Source organism: Nocardia sp. BSTN01 (assembly GCF_015354405.1).
Lineage (GTDB): Bacteria > Actinomycetota > Actinomycetes > Mycobacteriales > Mycobacteriaceae > Nocardia.
Genome location: NZ_JADKYP010000020.1, coordinates 1 through 17,639, shown reverse-complemented (window position 1 = coordinate 17,639; position 17,639 = coordinate 1). Strand labels below are relative to the sequence as shown.

Sequence of the window (17,639 nt, the reverse complement as noted above, 5' to 3'; positions counted from 1 at the left end):
CTCGTCCGTGCCCGATAGCTCCGAGATGAACGACAATTCGACAACTGAGGACCGGCCGCACCTGCTCGCCGCCGACATCCCGGACTGGTTGCGCGGAGTCGCCGAACACGAACCGGCCGATCCGACGGGCGTGAATCAAGTGCTCAAACGCACCGCGGGCAAGGTGGCCGCGGCCGCCCTGCGCCCCCGCGAGGCTGCTGTCCTCGTCTTGTTCGGCGGCTCCCCGGAGTCCGATCCGGCTGCGCGCGGCGGTCTCCCGGCCGACGCCGACGTGTTGTTGACCCAGCGCGCCGCCACCCTGCGGCAACACCGCGGGCAGGTCGCCTTTCCCGGCGGTGGGGTGGAACCGGGTGACGACGGTCCGGTCGGCACCGCACTGCGCGAGGCGCGCGAGGAGACCGGCCTGGACCCCGTGGGCGTGGAACCGTTCGCCGTCCTGCCCAAGATCTTCGTCCCGCCGTCCCGGTTCGACGTCACGCCCGTGGTCGCGTATTGGCGCACGCCCGGTGAGGTGGGGGTGGTCAGCGAAACGGAAGCCGCTCGCGTGGTGCGGGTTCCGCTGGCGGATCTGATCGACCCGGCCAACCGGTTCGTCGTTCGCCATCCTCTGGGGTACATGGGACCGGCCTTCGCGGTCGATGGCATGCTCGTCTGGGGTTTCACCGCCGGCGTGCTCGCCGGTCTGCTTGCGGTATCGGGATGGGAGCGGGACTGGGATCACCACGACGTGCGTGATCTGCAGGCTTCGCTCGCGGCAGTGGGGATGACGTTATGAGTAGTTCCGGGTGGCTCGACCTCGCGGTCGTCATCATCGCGCTGCTGGCCGCCACCTCGGGGTGGAGACAGGGCGCGGTGGCCTCGGCGCTCGGATTTCTCGGCGTGGTGCTCGGCGCTGTGGCCGGCATCCTGATCGCGCCGCACATCCTGCAGCACATCAGCGAGGGCCGTAAGCGCGTGCTGGTGGGCGTCGTGCTCATCGTCGTGCTGGTGATCGTCGGCGAGGTGGCGGGCATGGTCCTGGGCCGCGCGGCGCGCAGCGGTATGCGGCATCCGTTCACTCGCAGTATCGACAGCGTGGTGGGTGCGGCGCTGCAGTGTGTGGCCGTGCTGGTCACGGCCTGGCTGCTGGCGTTGCCGCTGGCATCGTCGTCCCAGCCGGGTATCGCGGCCGCGGTCAACGGCTCCCGGGTGCTCGCCGACGTGAACCAGGTCGCACCGAACTGGCTGCGCCGGGTGCCGAACGAGTTCTCCAAACTGCTCAACACCTCGGGCCTGCCGGAGGTGATCGGCCCGTTCGGCCGCGCGCCGATCGCCGCGGTCGAGCCGCCGGATCCGAGCGTTCTCGACACGCCCGTCGCGCTGAATCTTCAGCACAGCGTGTTGCGGGTGAACGGTGTCGCGCCGAGTTGCCAACGCGCGCTGGAGGGTTCCGGATTCGTCGTGGCGCCCGAGCGCATCATGACCAACGCGCACGTGGTCGCGGGCACCTCCACCGTGCAGGTCGACACCGCGCGCGGTCGCCTGGACGCGACGGTCGTGCTGTTCGATCCGTCCAAGGACGTCGCCATCCTGGCCGTACCCGGACTCAACGCGCCGGTGATCCCGCTCGCGCCGTCGCCCGGAAAATCCGGGCAGAGCTCGATCGTCCTCGGCTACCCCGGCGGTGGCCCCTACACCGCCAGCGCGGCCCGGGTCCGCGAGACGCTCGAACTGACCGGTCCCGACATCTACAAGAGCAACACCGTCGAACGCCAGGTCTACACCGTGCGCGGCCGGGTGCGCGCTGGCAATTCCGGTGGCCCGCTGGTCGACACCGACGGTGAGGTGCTGGGTGTGGTCTTCGGCGCGGCGGTCACCGACGACGACACCGGCTATGTGCTCACCTTGAAGGAGGTCGAATCCGATCTGGAGGCCGCGTCGAATTCGACCGCGCCCGTCGGCACCGGGGACTGCGTCCTGAGCTGACGCGCTGACGGTCCACTTCCAGGGCGAAGCCGCGGCGCCGGCGCCACGGACGCGTCGGAGGTCCGCGTGTTCAGGGGCTGCCGTGCGCTAGCGGTACTGCGCGGACCGGGGCCGCCGTGCGCTAGCGGTACGCGTGGACGGGGGCCCGCCATGCGCTAGACGTACTGCGCGGTTGCCGGATCCCCCAGTAGTTTCGACAGTTCCGTGGTGACGGCGTCCGGATTCTCCTGGTGAGCGAAGTGTCCGGCTTGCGGGATCGTGACCACCCGGCGATCGGGTGAGAGTTTGCCGGCACCGCGCACGGTGGCTTCGAGCATGTAGTGGTCGGCGTCGCCGCGCAGGATCAGCGTCGGCACGCGGACGGGTTCTCGCATCGCCGCCAGGAAGCGGCGGCCGTCGGGACGCCACTGACTGCGGAAGGCCCAGCGCTGATATTCCAGGGCGCAGTGGGCCGCGCCGGGTATCCGGATCGCCGAGCGCATGCGCTGGGCGGTGTCGACGAACTCCGTAGTGCCCGCCCACCGCGGCGCGACCCGCTCGCGCACGAGACGTTCGATTTCGAATCCGTCCTGCCGCGTCAGCCGGCGCTCGCCGTAACGCGGCAGCTGATACCGCAGGAAATTCGGCAGATAGGCCGCACGCTGGCGACGATCGCGCAGCACCGCCCGTTTCAACGCCACCGGATGCGGTGACGCGATCAGCGCGATGGAGCGCACCACCCGCGGATGCAGCACCGCGGTCGCCCAGCACACCAGTCCGCCCTCGGCATGGCCGACCAGGGTGGCGTCGGTATGCCCGAGCGCCCGCACCAAGCCGGCGATATCACCGGCCAGCGTCCAGCCGTCGTAGCCGCGCGGGGGTTTGTCGGAATCGCCGTACCCGCGCAGATCGACCGCCACCGCGCGATAGCCGGCCTGGGTGAGGCCGGTCAGCTGATGCCGCCACGACCACCAGAAATCGCCGAAGCCGTGCAGCAGGACGACCAGCGGCCGCGCGGGATCGCCCACCGCATCCTCGGCGCCGCCCTCGGCGATATGGAATCGGATGCCGTTGGCGTGCACGTCGCGATGCGTCCACGGGCCGTCGAAGCGGACGCTGGACGGATCGGGAAGCGGATTCGACGACACGCCGAAAGCGTAATCGCCGGACTATGCCGTCGGCTTGTCGGCCGGGCTGTCGGCGTGTGAGCCGAAGCCGTGCGGCAGCACCGTCCGGGTTTCCTTGAGCGATTCGATCGTCTTCTCCGGCGCGCGCAGTTTGCGGACCTTCCGGTAGCCGAGCAGCGCCAGCACCGCCACCACGACGATCATCAGCACGAAGACGATCAGGAACGCCGCCCAGCGGTACAGCCACACATCCAGCAGCTCGGCGAGGAAGAAGAAAAAGAAGAACGACGAGAACAGCAGCACCGTCAGCGCGCCGATGAAGAAGACGCTGCCCTGCAGGCCCTTCTTGATCTCGCCGGTCACCTCGGCCTTGGCCAGCTCCACCTCGGCGCGGACCAGGGTCGACATCTGCTCGGCGGCGTCGCGCACCAGATCCCCGACGCTGGCATTCGCGGTGGTGTCGACCTCGGACAGCGGAATCGAGGTGATGGTCCGGTTTCGGCCCGCGTCGTTACCGCCGTTTGTGAAGCTCAATTGCTCGACCCTTCTCCATGTCCCGGTGCTGTCCGGCCTTCACTCGTATTCGGTGGCCGCACTCGCGTCTCGCCGCGCCTGATGCGCCCGCCCACGCCGCAACAGTAGCGCCGAACCGAGCAGAGAGGCCGCCAAGGACGTCATCAACACGGCGGCTTTCGCCAGTTCGGTCGCGGCCCGGTCGGGCAACGCGAGTTCTGCCACCAAGAGGCTAACGGTGAAACCGATCCCGCCCAGTACCGACAGGGCCGACATATCCCGATTGCCGAGACCGGCGGGCCGCCTGGCGATTCCGAACCGGATCGCCAGCCAGCTCGATCCGAAGATGCCCACGGTCTTGCCGACCAGCAGTCCGGCGATGATCGCCAGCGACAGCCGCGAGGTGAACATCTCGCCGAAAACCTTGGTGGACAACGGAACTCCGGAGGCGAACAGCGCGAACAGCGGGACGCACACGCCCGCGGAGATCGGCTGGAACAGATGCTCGAGCCGGGCCGCCGGGGCCTCGTCCTCCTCCGGATCCGGACGTACCCGGGTCAGCAGCCCGCAGATCACCCCCGCCAGCGTGGGATGAATCCCGGCCTCGTGCAGGGCGTACCACGACAACAGCGCCAGCGGTACATACACCAGCGGGGTGCGGATGCGCATCCGCTGCGCCAGCGCCCACCCGGCGAAACAGGCGGCCGCGCCGGCGAACCAGCCCAAGGCGATCGTGGTGGTGAACAGCACCGCGATCATCACGATCGCCATCAGATCGTCGACGACGGCCAGGCTGAGCAGAAACACCCTCGCCCCGGCCGGAATTCGCGAACCGGTCATGGCCAGCACCGCCAGTGCGAAGGCGATATCGGTCGCCACCGGAATCGCCCAGCCGCGATCCATCCCCGGCACGCCCCAGCCGATGGTGAAGGCGATCACCGCCGGGGTGATCACGCCGCCCACCGCGGCCACCACCGGGAGCGTGGCCCGTTTGCGATCGGCCAGCTCACCGACGACGAGTTCGCGTTTGAGCTCCAGTCCCGCGACGAAGAAGAACAGCGCGAGCAGACCGTCCTCGGTCCAATCGCCCAGAGTGAGGTTCAGATGCAGTGGCGGGATCGCGAGGGGCGTGTCGACCATCGCGAAATAGCTGTCGCGCCATGGAGAATTGGCCCACAGCAGCGCCACGCCCGCCGCGACGAGCAGCAATGCGCCGCCGACGGTTTCGGTGCGGAGATAACGAGCGAGCTCGGAGCGCAGCGCGACGATCACGGAGATCCTTTCGGGAGCGGACGGCGACTGCGGCGGGCACTCCCGCAACGGGCTCACCAACCACACGCCGACCAGACTTCCCGGCACTCCTCGACAAAATTTTACCGGTTCAGGCGTGGCCGTTTACCGCCGCCTCGGCGTTCCACCGGCGCGAACGGGCGAGCCCACGCCCGGTGCGGCACCGGACGTGGGCTCGAAAAGCGCGGTCGATCAGGCGTTGGAGGCGCGGATGGCTTCGAACACGTTGGGGTCGACCAGGGTGGAGGTGTCGCCGAGTTCGCGGCCCTCGGCCACATCGCGCAGCAGGCGGCGCATGATCTTGCCGGAGCGGGTCTTGGGCAGTTCGGGCACGATGTGGATCTCGCGGGGGCGGGCGATCGGGCTGATCTCGCGGGAGACCTCGGCCTTGAGCTCATCCACCAGCTGCTGTCCGGAATTGTTCGAGCCGCCGGTGAGGATGACGAAGGCGACGATGCCCTGTCCGGTGGTGGCGTCGCTGGCGCCGACGACCGCGGCCTCGGCGACGCTGTGGTGTCCGACGAGGGCGGATTCGACTTCGGCGGTGGAGATGCGGTGGCCGGAGACGTTCATGACGTCATCGACGCGGCCGAGGACCCACAGAGCGCCGTCGGCGTCGATCTTGGCGCCGTCGCCGGCGAAGTACCAGCCCTGGGCGGCGAAGCGTTCCCAGTAGGTGGCCTTGTAGCGTTCGTCGTCGCCCCAGATGCCGCGCAGCATCGACGGCCAGGGCTGATCCAGGACCAGATATCCGTTGGCTTCCGTTGATCCGCGTTCGACCGAATTGCCTTCCTCGTCCACGACTTTCGCGGTGATGCCGGGTAGCGGGGCCATGGCGGCGCCGGGTTTGGCGGCGGTGACGCCGGGCAACGGGGAGATCATGATGGCGCCGGTTTCGGTCTGCCACCAGGTGTCGACGATGGGTGCGGTGCCCGCGCCGATGACTTCGCGGTACCAGCGCCAGGCCTCGGGGTTGATCGGTTCGCCGACCGAGCCGAGCACACGCAGCGAGGACAGATCGTGGGCATCGGGGATCTCGCGGCCCCACTTCATGAAGGTGCGGATCAGCGTGGGTGCGGTGTAATAGATTGTGACACCGTACTTCTCGATGATCTGCCAGTGCCGGTGCTCGTCGGGGAAGTTGGGGGTGCCCTCGTAGACGACCTGGGTGGCGCGGTTGGCCAGCGGGCCGTACACGATGTAGGAGTGCCCGGTGACCCAGCCGATGTCGGCGGTGCACCAGTACACGTCGGCGCCGGGTTTGTGGTCGAAGACGTAGTGGTGGGTGTAGGCGACCTGGGTCAGATAACCGCCCGAGGTGTGCAGGATGCCCTTGGGTTTTCCGGTGGTGCCGGAGGTGTAGAGGATGTAGAGCGGGTGCTCGGCATCGAACGGCTGGGCCTCGTGCTCGGGACTGGCCTGGGCGACGGTTTCGTGCCACCACAGGTCGCGGCCCTCGGTCCACGGGATCTCGATATCGGTGCGGCGCACCACCAGGACGTGTTCGACGCTGTGCGGGACGTCGCCGTGGGCGTAGAGCGCCTCGTCGACGGCTTCCTTCAGCGGTGCGGCCTTGCCGCGGCGCCACTGGCCGTCGGTGGTGATCACCAGGCGGGCCTCGGCGTCGTCGACGCGCTGGCGCAGCGCGCTGGGGGAGAAGCCGGCGAAGACCACCGAATGGGTCAGGCCCAGCCGGGCGCAGGCCAGCATGGAGACGATGGCCTCGGGGACCATCGGCATGTAGATCGCGACCCGGTCGCCGGCGACCAGGCCGAGTTCGGTGAAGTAGTTGGCGGCCTGGGAGACCTCGGCCTGCAGCTGGGCGTAGGTGATCGAACGGGAATCGCCGGGCTCACCCTCCCAGTGGATGGCGACCTGGTCGCCGTAGCCGTCGGCGACGTGGCGGTCCACGCAGTTGTAGGCGACGTTGAGCTTGCCGCCGGTGAACCAGCGCGCGAACGGAGCGTCGTCCCAGTCCAGCACCCGATCCCAGGGCTGATGCCAGTGCAGCCGCTGCGCCTGCTCGGCCCAGAATCCGTCGCGATCCGCCGTTGCCCGCTCGTAGATGGACGCATCGGCATTGGCTGCCGCGGCGAATTCGGCGGTAGGCGGGTACACGTCTCGGTGCTCAGCGGTGGTGTCGGTCATCTCGCCTCCATCGGGCCTGTCCATCGGATACGCGTCGGCCGCAGCGTGACCGCGGCCACGATGTGACCCTAACGGACAGTGACCTGCGCCGCGTACCGGTCCCGAACGGTGGGCCGGGGACGCGGACCCCGGTCGGCCGCGTGATGCGCTCGGCTAGCGTGTGGGTCGTGACCGACGTGCTGCAACCCCTGGTCGACCTGCCCGGTGTCCGCGATGCGGCCGACCGCGCACGCGATGCGCTCGCCGAAGTCCACCGGCACAAGGCGAACCGGCGGGGCTGGCCGACGACGGCGGCCGAGGCGGCGGTCCGCGCGGCGCGTTCCTCGGCGGCGATCGACGGCGGGGCCACCGAACTGCCCGCCGACGGCCGGGTCGCCGACCCGATTCTCGCGGGGGCGCTGCGGGTCGGGCAGGCACTCGACGGTGACGCGCTGCGCAATCTGGTCGGTGTGTGGGAGCGGGCGCCGCTGCAGGCGCTGGCTCGTCTGCATCTGCTCGCCGCGGCCGATCTGGTCGACGACGAAATCGGTCTCGGCCGTCCGCGCCCCGAACCGGGGGTCGCCGAACGACTCGATCTGCTGGCTCAGACCGTGCTGACCTCGAATGCGCCGGCCCCCGTGCTGGCCGCGGTGGTGCACGGCGAGTTGATGTCGTTGCGCCCCTTCGGTTCCGCCGACGGCGTCGTGGCGCGGGCGGCGTCACGGCTGGTGGCCGTCGCGAGCGGCCTGGATCCGCACAGCCTCGGCGTGCCCGAGGTCTTCTGGTTGCGGCGCCGTCAGGCCTACGTCGACGCCGCGGCGGGCTTCGCCGAAGGGACGGCCGAGGGTGTGGGCGGTTGGGTGGTGTTCTGCTGCGGCGCGCTGGAGGACGGTGCCCGCGAGGCGCGATCGATCGCCGATGCGGCGGGATGAGCGTGGGGATGATCGGGGCGGGACGCGCGCTGATCACAGCGAGAGTGAAACGGGTCCGCACATCGAAGCGGGCGGCGTAGCCGTCGTCGGCCTCACCGCCCGCTAGCACGGACTACCCGGTTACCAAGCGTGCTTGTCGGGTTGTGTTCTGCGGCCTCGGCGATCATCCGAACCCCGCCGGTTCATCCCCGCAACCTGTGCGAGGCCATTGCCGACGTGAATTCGAATTTCGCAGGCCCACAACGCTTCTGCCCTTGTCGCGGCGCGCTCCGCGTGGGTGCCTGGCGTCCGTGCTGGGAAGTGCGGATGGGAGATCGAACCTTCTCTTCCGTTTCGATCTTGGCCTTCCGCCCCTCCGTGCGTCCATTGTTACTCTGTGAGACCCCTCACATCAAGGGTCGAGAGGACATTACTCATAATCGGCGTGTGGCCCCTCGAATCGTGGTTACATCGATGGGTTGCGCGTCGTTGACCAGCCTCGATGTGCCCGGGGCGCCGTCCTCAGCGGCGCCGTCGCAGCAGCCGGTAACTGAGGGCGCCGGCCAGTACCGCACTCACCCCGACCACCGCTGTGGCGGCCACGGTCGTGGTCGACGGCGCGGGAATGCGCGACCACAGTGACACCGGATTCGAGAAGGTCAGGATCGGCCATTCCCGTGCCATCGCCTCGCGTCGCAGATTCCGGTCGGGATTGACCGCGGTGGGATGTCCGACCGCCGACAGCATCGGCAGATCGGTGATCGAATCGGAGTAGGCGTAGCAGCGCGAGAGGTCGTAGCGTTCGGTCGCGGCCAGCTTCTCGATCGCCTCGACCTTGCCCTCGCCGTAGCAGTAGAACTCGACTTCGCCTGTGTACTTACCGTTTTCGACCACCATGCGCGTGGCCGCGGTATGGGTGGCACCCAGCGCCGCGGCGATCGGGGCGACGATCTCCTCGCCCGACGCCGAGACGATCACGACGTCGTGGCCGCGGATCTTGTGGTCGGCGATCAGATCCGAGGCCTCGGCGTAGATCAGCGGATCCACCAGTTCGTGCAGTGTTTCGGCGACGATCGAGCGCACCTGCGACACATCCCAGCCGGCGGTCATCTTCGTCAGGTGTTCGCGCATCCGCTCCATCTGGTCGTGGTCGGCGCCGGAGAGCAGGAACAGGAAATGCGCGTAACTGGATTCCAGTACGGTGCGCCGATCGATCAGTCCCTCGGCGAAGAACGGCCGGCTGAAGACGAACGCACTCGACTTCGCGATGACCGTCTTGTCCAGATCGAAGAAGGCGGCGATCCGGGGTGCGGGCGGCGCCTCCCTCGTCTCGTGCGCGCGGTTCGCTGCTGCGTCGTTGCGGTGTCGCGGGTGCCCGGTATCCCCGGCGGCCCCATCGTTCGTAGCTGTTTGGTCGCCCTCGGCCGTCACGGCTCCAGAATAAGGAGCTTTCCCGCAGACGCGGCGTTCAGCCCGGCCACACGCCCCGCTCGACGCCCTGGGAGCCGCCCCGCACCGGCCGAAACTTCGTCATGCGATGGACTTGCATTGCGGCCGGTTTCTGGGTGTAGTATTGCTGGCACCTGGACATGGTCCAGGCGCGTTCAGCCCGACCCCCCGGGGCTGAACCCCGACGGCCCCAGCCTCCTCCCCCCCCGGCTGGGGCCGTCCTCTATTTCCGGACTGTTCAGCTGTTACTCGGCGTGCAGAGTTTGTCCACAGCCCGCGAGTTGTCCACATTCGGTGTTCGGGGCCTGGCTCGCCCGGTCGATCCGGGTGACGCTGGCGGACATGAATTCCGTTGCAGCAGTTCCCCCTCCGGCGCTGGTGCTGGTCGGTGACCGCCGGTTGCGCGACGAGGTGCGCCGCATCGCGGCCGCCGCCGACCGCGGCCTGGACGAACGGTCGATGCCCGTCGGCAGGCATGCCTGGGCCGCGGCCGCGCTGGTGATCATCGACCTCGCGGCGGCGCGTACCTGCGCCGACGCCGGATATCCGCGCCGCTCGGGCGTGGTGCTGGTCGGCGGCGGTGAACCGGATCTCGACCATTGGCAGGCCGCCGCGGCGGTCGGCGCCGAGCAGGTCATCGCGCTGCCGGGCAACACCGAGACACTGATCGAGGCCTTCGCCGCCTATGCCTGGCGCGATCCCGGCGACGGACTCGTCTTGGCGGTCGTCGGCGCAGGAGGCGGTGCCGGGGCCTCGGTCTTCGCCGCGACACTCGCCTTGACGGCCGCGGCCCGGCGGTTCCGGCCGCGGATCCTGCTCGTCGACGGCGACCCGCTCGGCGGCGGCATCGATCTGCTGCTGGGTATCGAGTCGGTGCCGGGCCTGCGCTGGCCCGACCTCTCCGTCGAGGACGGCCGAGTGGCCGCGCAAGCCCTGCACGACGCATTACCCGCCGCGGCACCGGGACTCGGTGTTCTGGCGTGCAGCAGACCGGCCGGTTCCGGACCGGACCACATCGGCACCGGTGCGGCCCGCGCCGTCGTCGAGGCCGGCCGCGGCGCCGGTGATCTGGTGGTGTGCGATATCTCCGGCAGCCGGGGTCCGCATACCGATCATCTCCTCGATGCCGCCGATCTCGTCCTCTTCGTGGTGCCGGCCCGGTTGCGCGCGGTGGCCGCCGCAGGGGCCGTCGTGGCGGATGTCCGTCATCGAAATCCCAACCAGGCCTTGGTCGTTCGAGGACCAGCGCCCGGCGGGCTGCGCGGACGAGACATCGCGGAGGCATTGGGGCTGCCGCTGCTGGCCGCCATGCGCGCTCAACCCGGCCTCGCCGGCACTCTGGAACGCGGCGGCCTGACGCTCGGTCGCGGCCCGCTGTTCGCCGGGGCGGAGTCGGTGCTGTCCGCACTGCCGGACGGTGCCCGATGAGCGGCGTGGTCAGCACCGAACTCCTCGACCGGGTACGGGAGCGACTGGCCGCCCAGCCCGGTGAACACGATCCGGCACGCCTGGCCGCCGCCATCCGTGCCGAAGCCGGCCGAGTCCTCGGCGATACGGACCTGCTGCGCGCACTGCGGCTGCTGCAGACGGAGATGACCGGCGCCGGTGCGCTGGAACCGCTGCTGCACGACGCCCGGGTCTCCGATGTGCTGGTGACCGCACCCGATGCGGTGTGGATCGACCGCGGGAGCGGTCTGGAACGCACCTCGATCCGCTTCCCGGACGAAGCGGCGGTGCGGCGGCTCGCTCAGCGCCTGGCTCTCGCCGCCGGTCGCAGGCTCGACGACGCGCAGCCATGGGTGGACGGGCGGCTACCGGAATACGAGCGAGCACCCGGCGAGAGCTTCGGCGTCCGGTTGCACGCGGTCCTCGCGCCCATCGCGCAGGGCGGAACGTGTATCTCGCTGCGCGTCCTGCGTCCGGTCGGCCACAGCCTGCGCGGGCTGACCGCCTCCGGCACGCTGACGCCGGAGTCGGAACTGCTGCTGGAGAAGATCATTCGCGCTCGGCTCGCATTCCTCGTGGTCGGCGGTACCGGCGCCGGGAAGACCACGCTGCTGTCGGCTCTGCTGGCCCACGTCGACCCCACCGAACGGATCGTGTGCGTCGAGGATGCCGCCGAACTGTCGCCGCCGCATCCGCATGTCGTCCGGCTGGTCGCGCGCATCGCCAATGTGGAGGGCGCGGGTGCCATCACGGTTCGGGACCTGGTCCGGCAGGCGCTGCGTATGCGGCCGGATCGGATCGTCATCGGGGAGGTACGCGGGGCCGAGGTGGTGGACCTGCTCACCGCCCTGAACACCGGACACGACGGGGGTGCCGGAACGGTCCACGCGAACTCGCCTCGTGAGGTGCCCGCTCGGCTGGAAGCCCTTGCGGCACTGGGTGGAATGGGGCGTGCGGGACTGCACAGTCAGCTCGCGGCGGCGGTCCAGGTCGTGCTCGCCATGCGGCGCCGCGCCAACGGCGGGCGAGTCCTGCGGGAAATCGGACTGGTGACCCGCGACGGGGAGGCCGGTGTGCGCATCGAGACGGCGTGGTCGGCGGATGCCGTTGCGGCGCCGGCGAATACCGCGCTGCATCGGTTGCTGGACGAACGGTTGCGGCAATGACGGTGAGTCTGCTGTGCGGCGCGGGAGCCCTGCTGCTCCTGCCGACACCGACCCGGCGGCACCGGCTGCGTGCTCTGTACGGACGGCCGAATGGGAATCGAAATATTCGGCGTGGCTGGATCATTCGCGGTGTGACGGCTTCGGCGGTGGTGGCGGCGGTCGTCTTCGGCCCCGGGGTCGCGGGTGCGGCCGCGGTGCTCGCCACCACGTTGACCGTGCGCGCGAAGAATCGCCGCGCGGAACGCCGCCACGACGGCGAATGCCGGAAACTGCTGGAAGGGCTGGAAGTGGTGATCGGTGAACTGCGCACGGGAGCACATCCCAGCGCTGCCGCCGCGGTCGCGGCCGCGGAGATCGGCGGAGCCGCCGGAGCGGCCTTCGCGGTGAGTGCCGCCCGGGCCCGGCTCGGTGGTTCGGCCGCGGACGGTTTGCGCGGCCGCCCCTGCGCCGTCTCAACCGAACTCGGTCGTGTCGCGGACGCGTGGGAGGTGGCCGAGCGGCACGGTCTGGCATTGGCCGAACTGCTGAGCGCGGCCCGCGACGACCTCGCCGGGCGGATGCGATTCGGCGACCGCGCCACCGCCGCGCTGGCGGGTGCACGTGCCAGCGCCGCGGTGCTGGCCGGGCTTCCGCTCCTGGGCATCGCACTCGGACAGTTGATGGGCGCGCACCCGCTGCAGGTGCTGATGAGCCGAGGGGTCGGAACCATCGTCTTTCCGCTGGGCGCCGGACTGATCGGCGTGGGATCGCTGTGGGCGGATGCCATCACGCGGCGGGTATCGGTATGAGCGGCCTTCCGATGGCACTGCTCTGTTCCGGTGCCGCGCTGCTGGCACTTCCGGGCCGGATCACATCGGTCGCCCGCCTCCGCGCTGCCCGCGGCGCCTCACCCGCGCCGCGGCAGGACCTGCGCCCGGCCGCCGGTGACCCGCTGGCCGTGGCCTCGGCCCTCGATCTGCTCGCCTCCTGTCTGCGGGCGGGCCTGCCGACCGCCACGGCGGCGCGCGCGGTGGCCCCGATCGCCCCGGAACCCTTCGCCTCGGCACTGCGCCGGGCGGCGGATCTGCTGGCGCTGGGCGCGGACCCGGTCACGGCATGGGAGCGCGCGGCCCGGGAAGCGCCCGGGGCGGAGATGTCCGCGCTCGCCCGGCTGGTGCGTCGTTCGGCCCGCTCCGGTACGGCCCTGACCGGCGCGGTCTCCGAACTCGCCGAGAAGTGCCGCGCGGCGGTCGAGGATGCGGCCGCCGCGCGTGCGGAACGCGCGGGCGTACTGATCAGCGGTCCGCTCGGGCTGTGCTTCCTGCCGGCCTTCGTCTGTCTCGGCATCGTTCCGGTGGTCGCCGGACTGGCCGGACGAGTACTCGGCGGTGGGTTGTGGTGACCACACGAGAGACTCGGTGCGGATCCGCCGCGCCGACCGTAGAGAAAGGGGAGACCGATGCTGACGGCAACGCAATCGGTTGTGCGAGAACTACGTTCGCGGCTGATCCAGGTAGCGGTAGCCGACGACGGCATGAGTACGGCCGAATACGCCATCGGGACGATCGCCGCGGCGGCGTTCGGGGCGGTGCTCTACACCGTGGTGACCGGGGACTCCATCGTCAACGCGCTGACCAAGATCATCGACAGGGCACTGAACACCACCGTATGAGGTCGTCCCGCACGAGCGAGCGGGGTGCGGTCACGGTCGAGGCGGCGATCGCGCTGGCGGCGGTGGTCGTGGTCGTCGTGCTCTGCCTGGGAGCGTTGCTGGCGGCGTCGATGCAGATTCGCTGTATCGACGCCGCTCGCGAAGCGGCTCGTCTCACGGCGCGCGGCGCGGAAGCGGAAGCCCTGCCGGCGGCACAGCGGGTGGCACCGCCCGGCGCCGATATCGAGGTGCGTGCCGAGGGCGACCGGATCGTCGCCGTCGTTCGGGCGCGGGCGCCGCTGCTCCCGATGCTGCGGTTACGGGCCGAGGCGGTCGCCGTGCGTGAACCGGGAGAGTCGCAATGACAGCGGACGGACCGGCGCAGGCCGCGAGGGCGCCGGCCGCGTGCCGCTGCCGCGGGTGCGACGGAGGCGCCACCGTCACCGCATGTCTGGCGCTCACCGCAGTGCTGGTGGTGACGATCGTCATCGTGCAGTTCGCGGCGGTGGTCTGCGCACGCCACCTGGCGCAGAGTGCCGCCGATTCGGCGGCACTGGCCGCGGCGGGCGCGCTGCATTCCGGCGCCGAGGCGGCCTGTGCACAAGCGGATTCGGTCGTGCGGCGAATGCGGATGCGGCTACGTACGTGTTCGATCCGGGATTGGGATGTGACGGTAACCGTCGACGGTTCGGTGGCGCTCGCTCTTTTGGGCAAGCGATCAGTTGTGGCGGTCGCGCGGGCCGGTCCGGTGAGGGCGGGAAAACGCTCATGAATACCGGACGGTTGGTGTGAGAAAGAATGGGTGACCGGAGCCACAGTATGTAGCGGTAAGTGTCGTGGATTTCCCATTCGCCCGGCATTCAATTCCGCAGGCGCAATTGTGCAAGCATTCGGCGCTGCGGGATTCCGATAAATGCACACATGTGAATGCCCACATGGCCGTTATTCGCAAGGGCAATGAGCCGGTTAACATGATCGACTTCCTCTTTATTCGAGCCGAGGGCAGCCGGCACCGAATCGGAGACGCGGCCCGCCGACATGGGGAGCGCCCACGTCTACCAACGGTGTCCGCATCGTCACGAAACGGATTCGAGCAGGTCATGGCCTGAAATGTTGGCCGCGGCGGTCAGTTCGGCGCCTAGTCGGGCAGATCGGAGAGCACGGCTGTCAGCAGGGCGGCCGCGCCTTCCTTGTCCAACGGCGAATTCCCGTTGCCGCATTTCGGGGACTGGACGCACGAGGGGCAGCCCTGTGGGCACGAACAGGAAGCGATGGCCGCCCGGGTCGCCGCCAACCAAGTCCGCAACCGGGCGAACCCGCGCTCGGCGAAGCCTGCCCCGCCGCGATGGCCGTCGTAGACGAAGACGGTGGGCAGCCCGGTATCGGGGTGCTCGGCGATGGACACGCCGCCCACATCCCAGCGGTCGCAGCTCGCGACCAGCGGCAACATCCCGATCGCGGCATGTTCCGCGGCGTGCAGGGCGCCGGCCACGCGGCGTGGCTCGATCCCCGCCGCGGCCAGCAGTCGCGGCGTGACGGTGTAGAAGACGGCCTGGGTCGGCAGCGTCTGCTCGGGCATATCGAGTTCGATGAGGTCGAGGACCTCTCCGCTGGGAAGCGTGCGCAGATAACCGACCACCTGGCGCGTTACCCGGACCCTGGCCAGGGCGGTGGTAACGCGGCCGTGCACCTGTTCGTGCGTGCGCTCGTCGATCGCGACCGAGGTGACCATCCGGGCGTTGGTGGTCCAACCGGGCTGCTCGGCGTGGACGAACGCGACTCCGGCCTCGAGGTCCAGTTCGTCGACCACGTAGGTCTCGCCCTGATGCAGATGCACGGCACCGGCGTGCAGCGTCGCGGGCGCCCGCCCGGAATCCGCGCTGCCCAGCAGCCTGCCGCTGGTCGCGTCGACGATCGCGATCTGGGAGCCGATTCCGCCCCGGACATCGACGTCGTCGTGCGGAGCGCTCGAAGTCGGATACCAGCGGGCCGGTCCACCGCCGTTCTCCCGGCGCTTGATCAGCCCCTGCGCGGCGAGGTCGGCGGCCACGTCCCCGACGCCGAGGACGTCGATCTCGGCATCGGTCAGGGGATGTTCGCAGGCCGCGCACAGCAGATGCGGCCCGGCGACGTAGGGATTGTGCGGATCGGTGATCGTCGCCTCGACCGGCTTGTCCAGCAGGGCGTGCGGGTGATGGACGAGGTAGGTGTCGAGCGGATCGTCGCGGGCTACCAGCAGCACCAGCGAGCCCTGGGTGCGACGTCCGGCCCGGCCCGCCTGCTGCCAGAACGAGGCGACTGTTCCCGGAAAACCGGCCATCACGACGGCATCCAGCCCGGCGATGTCGACGCCGAGTTCGAGTGCGGTCGTGGTGGCCGCGCCCAGCAGCGAGCCGTCCGCCAGGCCGTTCTCCAGTTCGCGCCGGTCCTCGGCCAGGTATCCGGCTCGATAGGCCGCCACGCGCCCGGCCAGCGACGGATCCACCTCGGCCAGCATGCGTTGCACGTCGATGGCGACGACCTCGGCGGCCCGGCGGGAGCGAACGAAGGTCAATGTCCGCGCACCCTCGACGACCAGGTCGGTCATGATCCGGGCGGCCTCGGTGGTGGCCGCCCGCCGCACCGGGGCACCGTTCTCACCGCTGAGGTCGCCGAGCAGCGGCGGCTCCCACAGGGCGACCGTCCGCGCGCCCTGCGGCGAGCCGTCGTCGGTCACCGCGGTCACCGGCGCACCGATCAGCCGTTCGGCGGCCGCGGCCGGATCCGCGCTGGTCGCCGAGCACAGGACGAAGGTCGGGTTCGCGCCGTAATGTGCGGCCAGCCGCCGCAGCCGGCGCAGCACCATCGCGACCTGGGAGCCGAATACACCTCGATAGGCATGGCATTCGTCGACCACCACATAACGCAGCCGCCGCAGCATCCGCGCCCAGCGCTGGTGCGCCCGCAGGATGCCGATGTGCAGCATGTCGGGATTGGTGAACAACCACCGCGCATTCGCCCGCACCCACTGCCGGACCTCGGGCGGAGTATCGCCGTCGTAGGTCGCCGGATGGATATCGCGCAGGCTGCCGGCATGGGTCAGCTGCGCCGCCGCGCGGAATTGATCGGCCCCGAGCGCTTTGGTCGGCGATATATACAGAGCGGTCGCTCGCGAATCCCGCTGCAGGTCGGTCAACACCGGCAGCTGATAACCCAGGGATTTGCCCGACGCGGTCCCGGTGCAGACGACGACGTTTGTTCCTTCCGCGGCCAGTTCCGCGGTTCGAATCTGATGTGTCCACGGTGCGTCGACACCCGATTCCCGCAGCGCGCCGACCACGTCCGGGGCAGCCCAGGAAGGCCAGCCGGTGCTGCGCGCCGCACGGGCCGGAAGTTCGGTCACATGGGTGATACGACTCTCCGCATCGGGCACTCCGAAAAGGACACGATTCAGCAACGATGTCCCGTAACCGATCGCCTCGCTGGGCGCGGCGCCCGATCCCGGGCCGTTCGGATTCATCGGACCGAGACCGTGCGACGCGAAGAAAGTGTGAACCGTGTGTGCCGCGCTCGCCCGAGCTGCCAATTCACTACCGAGTAGCGACCTGCGTCACAGTCTGTTTGCCTGACGCTCGCTCGGTTATCGCTAAGCAAACCTACTTCAAGTTTGGATTTGGGCATTGTGCCCCTCACCTGCACATTCGCAAGATCATCTTTTTTGCAAATTGTCGGTAACTCGGCTGTCGAATTGCGCGCGGACATGGTTCACTAGTTCTCGGTCGCAAGCTTCTGTGTTCGAGGGAACGGATCAAAGGTCCAAACCATCAGCAGGATCGATGTTGCGAACGGTGTGCTTGAAGCTTCCTGCAGGGGGAACAGAGTACAGCGGTCGGAACGGACCCGGTGGACCAACCTAACTTGTCCGCCGTTCCGGTATGGAAAGAGAAGGAACAGAATGGCACAGGGAACTGTGAAGTGGTTCAACGCGGAGAAGGGGTTCGGCTTCATCGCGCCCGAGGACGGCTCCGCTGACGTCTTCGTCCACTACTCCGAGATT

The 17,639-nt window shown here is 69.4% G+C and carries 17 protein-coding genes; 11 read left to right on the top strand and 6 right to left on the bottom strand.

Annotated features, from left to right (window positions below; genetic code table 11):
- Positions 1-25 precede the first annotated feature (25 nt).
- Both IRT45_RS17970 and IRT45_RS17965 read left to right on the top strand, forming a co-directional pair.
- Complete coding sequence (locus tag IRT45_RS17970; protein WP_194807077.1) at positions 26-775, top strand: CoA pyrophosphatase; 750 nt, start codon at positions 26-28, stop codon at positions 773-775.
- Positions 772-1,965: a MarP family serine protease gene (locus IRT45_RS17965; protein WP_194807012.1), complete on the top strand. Its 1,194-nt coding sequence runs from the start codon at positions 772-774 to the stop codon at positions 1,963-1,965. The genes IRT45_RS17970 and IRT45_RS17965 overlap by 4 nt, the downstream gene beginning before the upstream one ends.
- 155 nt (positions 1,966-2,120) lie before the next feature.
- Here IRT45_RS17965 and IRT45_RS17960 read toward each other — a convergent pair whose 3' ends face one another.
- The 4 genes from IRT45_RS17960 to acs form a co-directional block, all read right to left on the bottom strand.
- Entirely contained in the window at positions 2,121-3,092 is a 972-nt protein-coding gene (locus IRT45_RS17960; RefSeq protein WP_194807011.1) for an alpha/beta fold hydrolase, read from the bottom strand.
- Positions 3,093-3,113: 21 nt separating this feature from the next.
- Positions 3,114-3,605 (bottom strand): phage holin family protein, encoded by a 492-nt coding sequence (locus IRT45_RS17955; protein ID WP_194807010.1) that lies wholly within the window; start codon positions 3,603-3,605, stop codon positions 3,114-3,116.
- 39 nt (positions 3,606-3,644) lie between these two features.
- Complete coding sequence (nhaA, locus tag IRT45_RS17950; protein ID WP_194807009.1) at positions 3,645-4,856, bottom strand: Na+/H+ antiporter NhaA; 1,212 nt, start codon at positions 4,854-4,856, stop codon at positions 3,645-3,647.
- Positions 4,857-5,066: 210 nt separating this feature from the next.
- Positions 5,067-7,022 carry an acetate--CoA ligase gene (acs, locus tag IRT45_RS17945; RefSeq protein ID WP_194807008.1) on the bottom strand — a complete coding sequence of 652 codons (1,956 nt, stop codon included), beginning with the start codon at positions 7,020-7,022 and terminating at the stop codon, positions 5,067-5,069.
- Positions 7,023-7,189: 167 nt separating this feature from the next.
- Here acs and IRT45_RS17940 point away from each other — a divergent pair, with 167 nt between their 5' ends.
- A complete protein-coding gene (locus IRT45_RS17940) occupies positions 7,190-7,933 on the top strand; it encodes an oxidoreductase (protein ID WP_194807007.1) in 744 nt (247 codons plus the stop codon).
- Positions 7,934-8,434: 501 nt separating this feature from the next.
- Here the strand turns inward: IRT45_RS17940 and IRT45_RS17935 are convergent.
- Positions 8,435-9,214, bottom strand: coding sequence for an HAD family phosphatase (locus IRT45_RS17935; RefSeq protein WP_194807076.1), 780 nt, complete (start codon positions 9,212-9,214; stop codon positions 8,435-8,437).
- A gap of 489 nt (positions 9,215-9,703) precedes the next feature.
- On the opposite strand from IRT45_RS17935, the gene ssd reads away from it, so the two are divergent.
- From ssd to IRT45_RS17900, 7 genes are all read left to right on the top strand, one after another.
- On the top strand, positions 9,704-10,789 hold the full coding sequence (gene ssd, locus IRT45_RS17930) for a septum site-determining protein Ssd (protein ID WP_194807006.1): 1,086 nt from the start codon (positions 9,704-9,706) through the stop codon (positions 10,787-10,789).
- Entirely contained in the window at positions 10,786-11,973 is a 1,188-nt protein-coding gene (locus IRT45_RS17925) for a TadA family conjugal transfer-associated ATPase (RefSeq protein ID WP_194807005.1), read from the top strand. The genes ssd and IRT45_RS17925 overlap by 4 nt, the downstream gene beginning before the upstream one ends.
- A gap of 131 nt (positions 11,974-12,104) precedes the next feature.
- Positions 12,105-12,761, top strand: coding sequence for a hypothetical protein (locus IRT45_RS17920; RefSeq protein ID WP_309241033.1), 657 nt, complete (start codon positions 12,105-12,107; stop codon positions 12,759-12,761).
- Positions 12,758-13,354 (top strand): type II secretion system F family protein, encoded by a 597-nt coding sequence (locus IRT45_RS17915; protein WP_194807003.1) that lies wholly within the window; start codon positions 12,758-12,760, stop codon positions 13,352-13,354. The genes IRT45_RS17920 and IRT45_RS17915 overlap by 4 nt, the downstream gene beginning before the upstream one ends.
- 57 nt (positions 13,355-13,411) lie before the next feature.
- Positions 13,412-13,624, top strand: a complete 213-nt coding sequence (locus IRT45_RS17910) for a DUF4244 domain-containing protein (RefSeq protein ID WP_194807002.1) — start codon at positions 13,412-13,414, stop codon at positions 13,622-13,624.
- Complete coding sequence (locus IRT45_RS17905; protein ID WP_194807001.1) at positions 13,621-13,968, top strand: TadE family type IV pilus minor pilin; 348 nt, start codon at positions 13,621-13,623, stop codon at positions 13,966-13,968. The genes IRT45_RS17910 and IRT45_RS17905 overlap by 4 nt, the downstream gene beginning before the upstream one ends.
- Entirely contained in the window at positions 13,965-14,375 is a 411-nt protein-coding gene (locus IRT45_RS17900; RefSeq protein WP_194807000.1) for an Rv3654c family TadE-like protein, read from the top strand. The genes IRT45_RS17905 and IRT45_RS17900 overlap by 4 nt, the downstream gene beginning before the upstream one ends.
- A 366-nt stretch (positions 14,376-14,741) precedes the next feature.
- Here IRT45_RS17900 and IRT45_RS17895 read toward each other — a convergent pair whose 3' ends face one another.
- Entirely contained in the window at positions 14,742-17,102 is a 2,361-nt protein-coding gene (locus IRT45_RS17895) for a DEAD/DEAH box helicase (RefSeq protein WP_194806999.1), read from the bottom strand.
- Positions 17,103-17,537: 435 nt separating this feature from the next.
- Between IRT45_RS17895 and IRT45_RS17890 the strand changes: the two genes are divergently transcribed.
- A partial coding sequence (locus IRT45_RS17890; RefSeq protein ID WP_194806998.1) for a cold-shock protein occupies positions 17,538-17,639 on the top strand: 102 nt, incomplete at its 3' end.

What these genes read in the sequence shown, in the direction of transcription:
- IRT45_RS17905 (WP_194807001.1), top strand. Translation starts at nt 13,621, where the DNA reads ATGAGGTCGTCCCGCACGAGCGAGCGGGGTGCGGTCACGGTCGAGGCG.
- ssd (WP_194807006.1), top strand. Translation starts at nt 9,704, where the DNA reads ATGAATTCCGTTGCAGCAGTTCCCCCTCCGGCGCTGGTGCTGGTCGGT.
- IRT45_RS17900 (WP_194807000.1), top strand. Translation starts at nt 13,965, where the DNA reads ATGACAGCGGACGGACCGGCGCAGGCCGCGAGGGCGCCGGCCGCGTGC.
- acs (WP_194807008.1), bottom strand. Translation starts at nt 7,022, where the DNA reads ATGACCGACACCACCGCTGAGCACCGAGACGTGTACCCGCCTACCGCC.
- IRT45_RS17915 (WP_194807003.1), top strand. Translation starts at nt 12,758, where the DNA reads ATGAGCGGCCTTCCGATGGCACTGCTCTGTTCCGGTGCCGCGCTGCTG.
- IRT45_RS17925 (WP_194807005.1), top strand. Translation starts at nt 10,786, where the DNA reads ATGAGCGGCGTGGTCAGCACCGAACTCCTCGACCGGGTACGGGAGCGA.
- IRT45_RS17910 (WP_194807002.1), top strand. Translation starts at nt 13,412, where the DNA reads ATGCTGACGGCAACGCAATCGGTTGTGCGAGAACTACGTTCGCGGCTG.
- IRT45_RS17895 (WP_194806999.1), bottom strand. Translation starts at nt 17,102, where the DNA reads ATGAATCCGAACGGCCCGGGATCGGGCGCCGCGCCCAGCGAGGCGATC.
- IRT45_RS17965 (WP_194807012.1), top strand. Translation starts at nt 772, where the DNA reads ATGAGTAGTTCCGGGTGGCTCGACCTCGCGGTCGTCATCATCGCGCTG.
- IRT45_RS17970 (WP_194807077.1), top strand. Translation starts at nt 26, where the DNA reads ATGAACGACAATTCGACAACTGAGGACCGGCCGCACCTGCTCGCCGCC.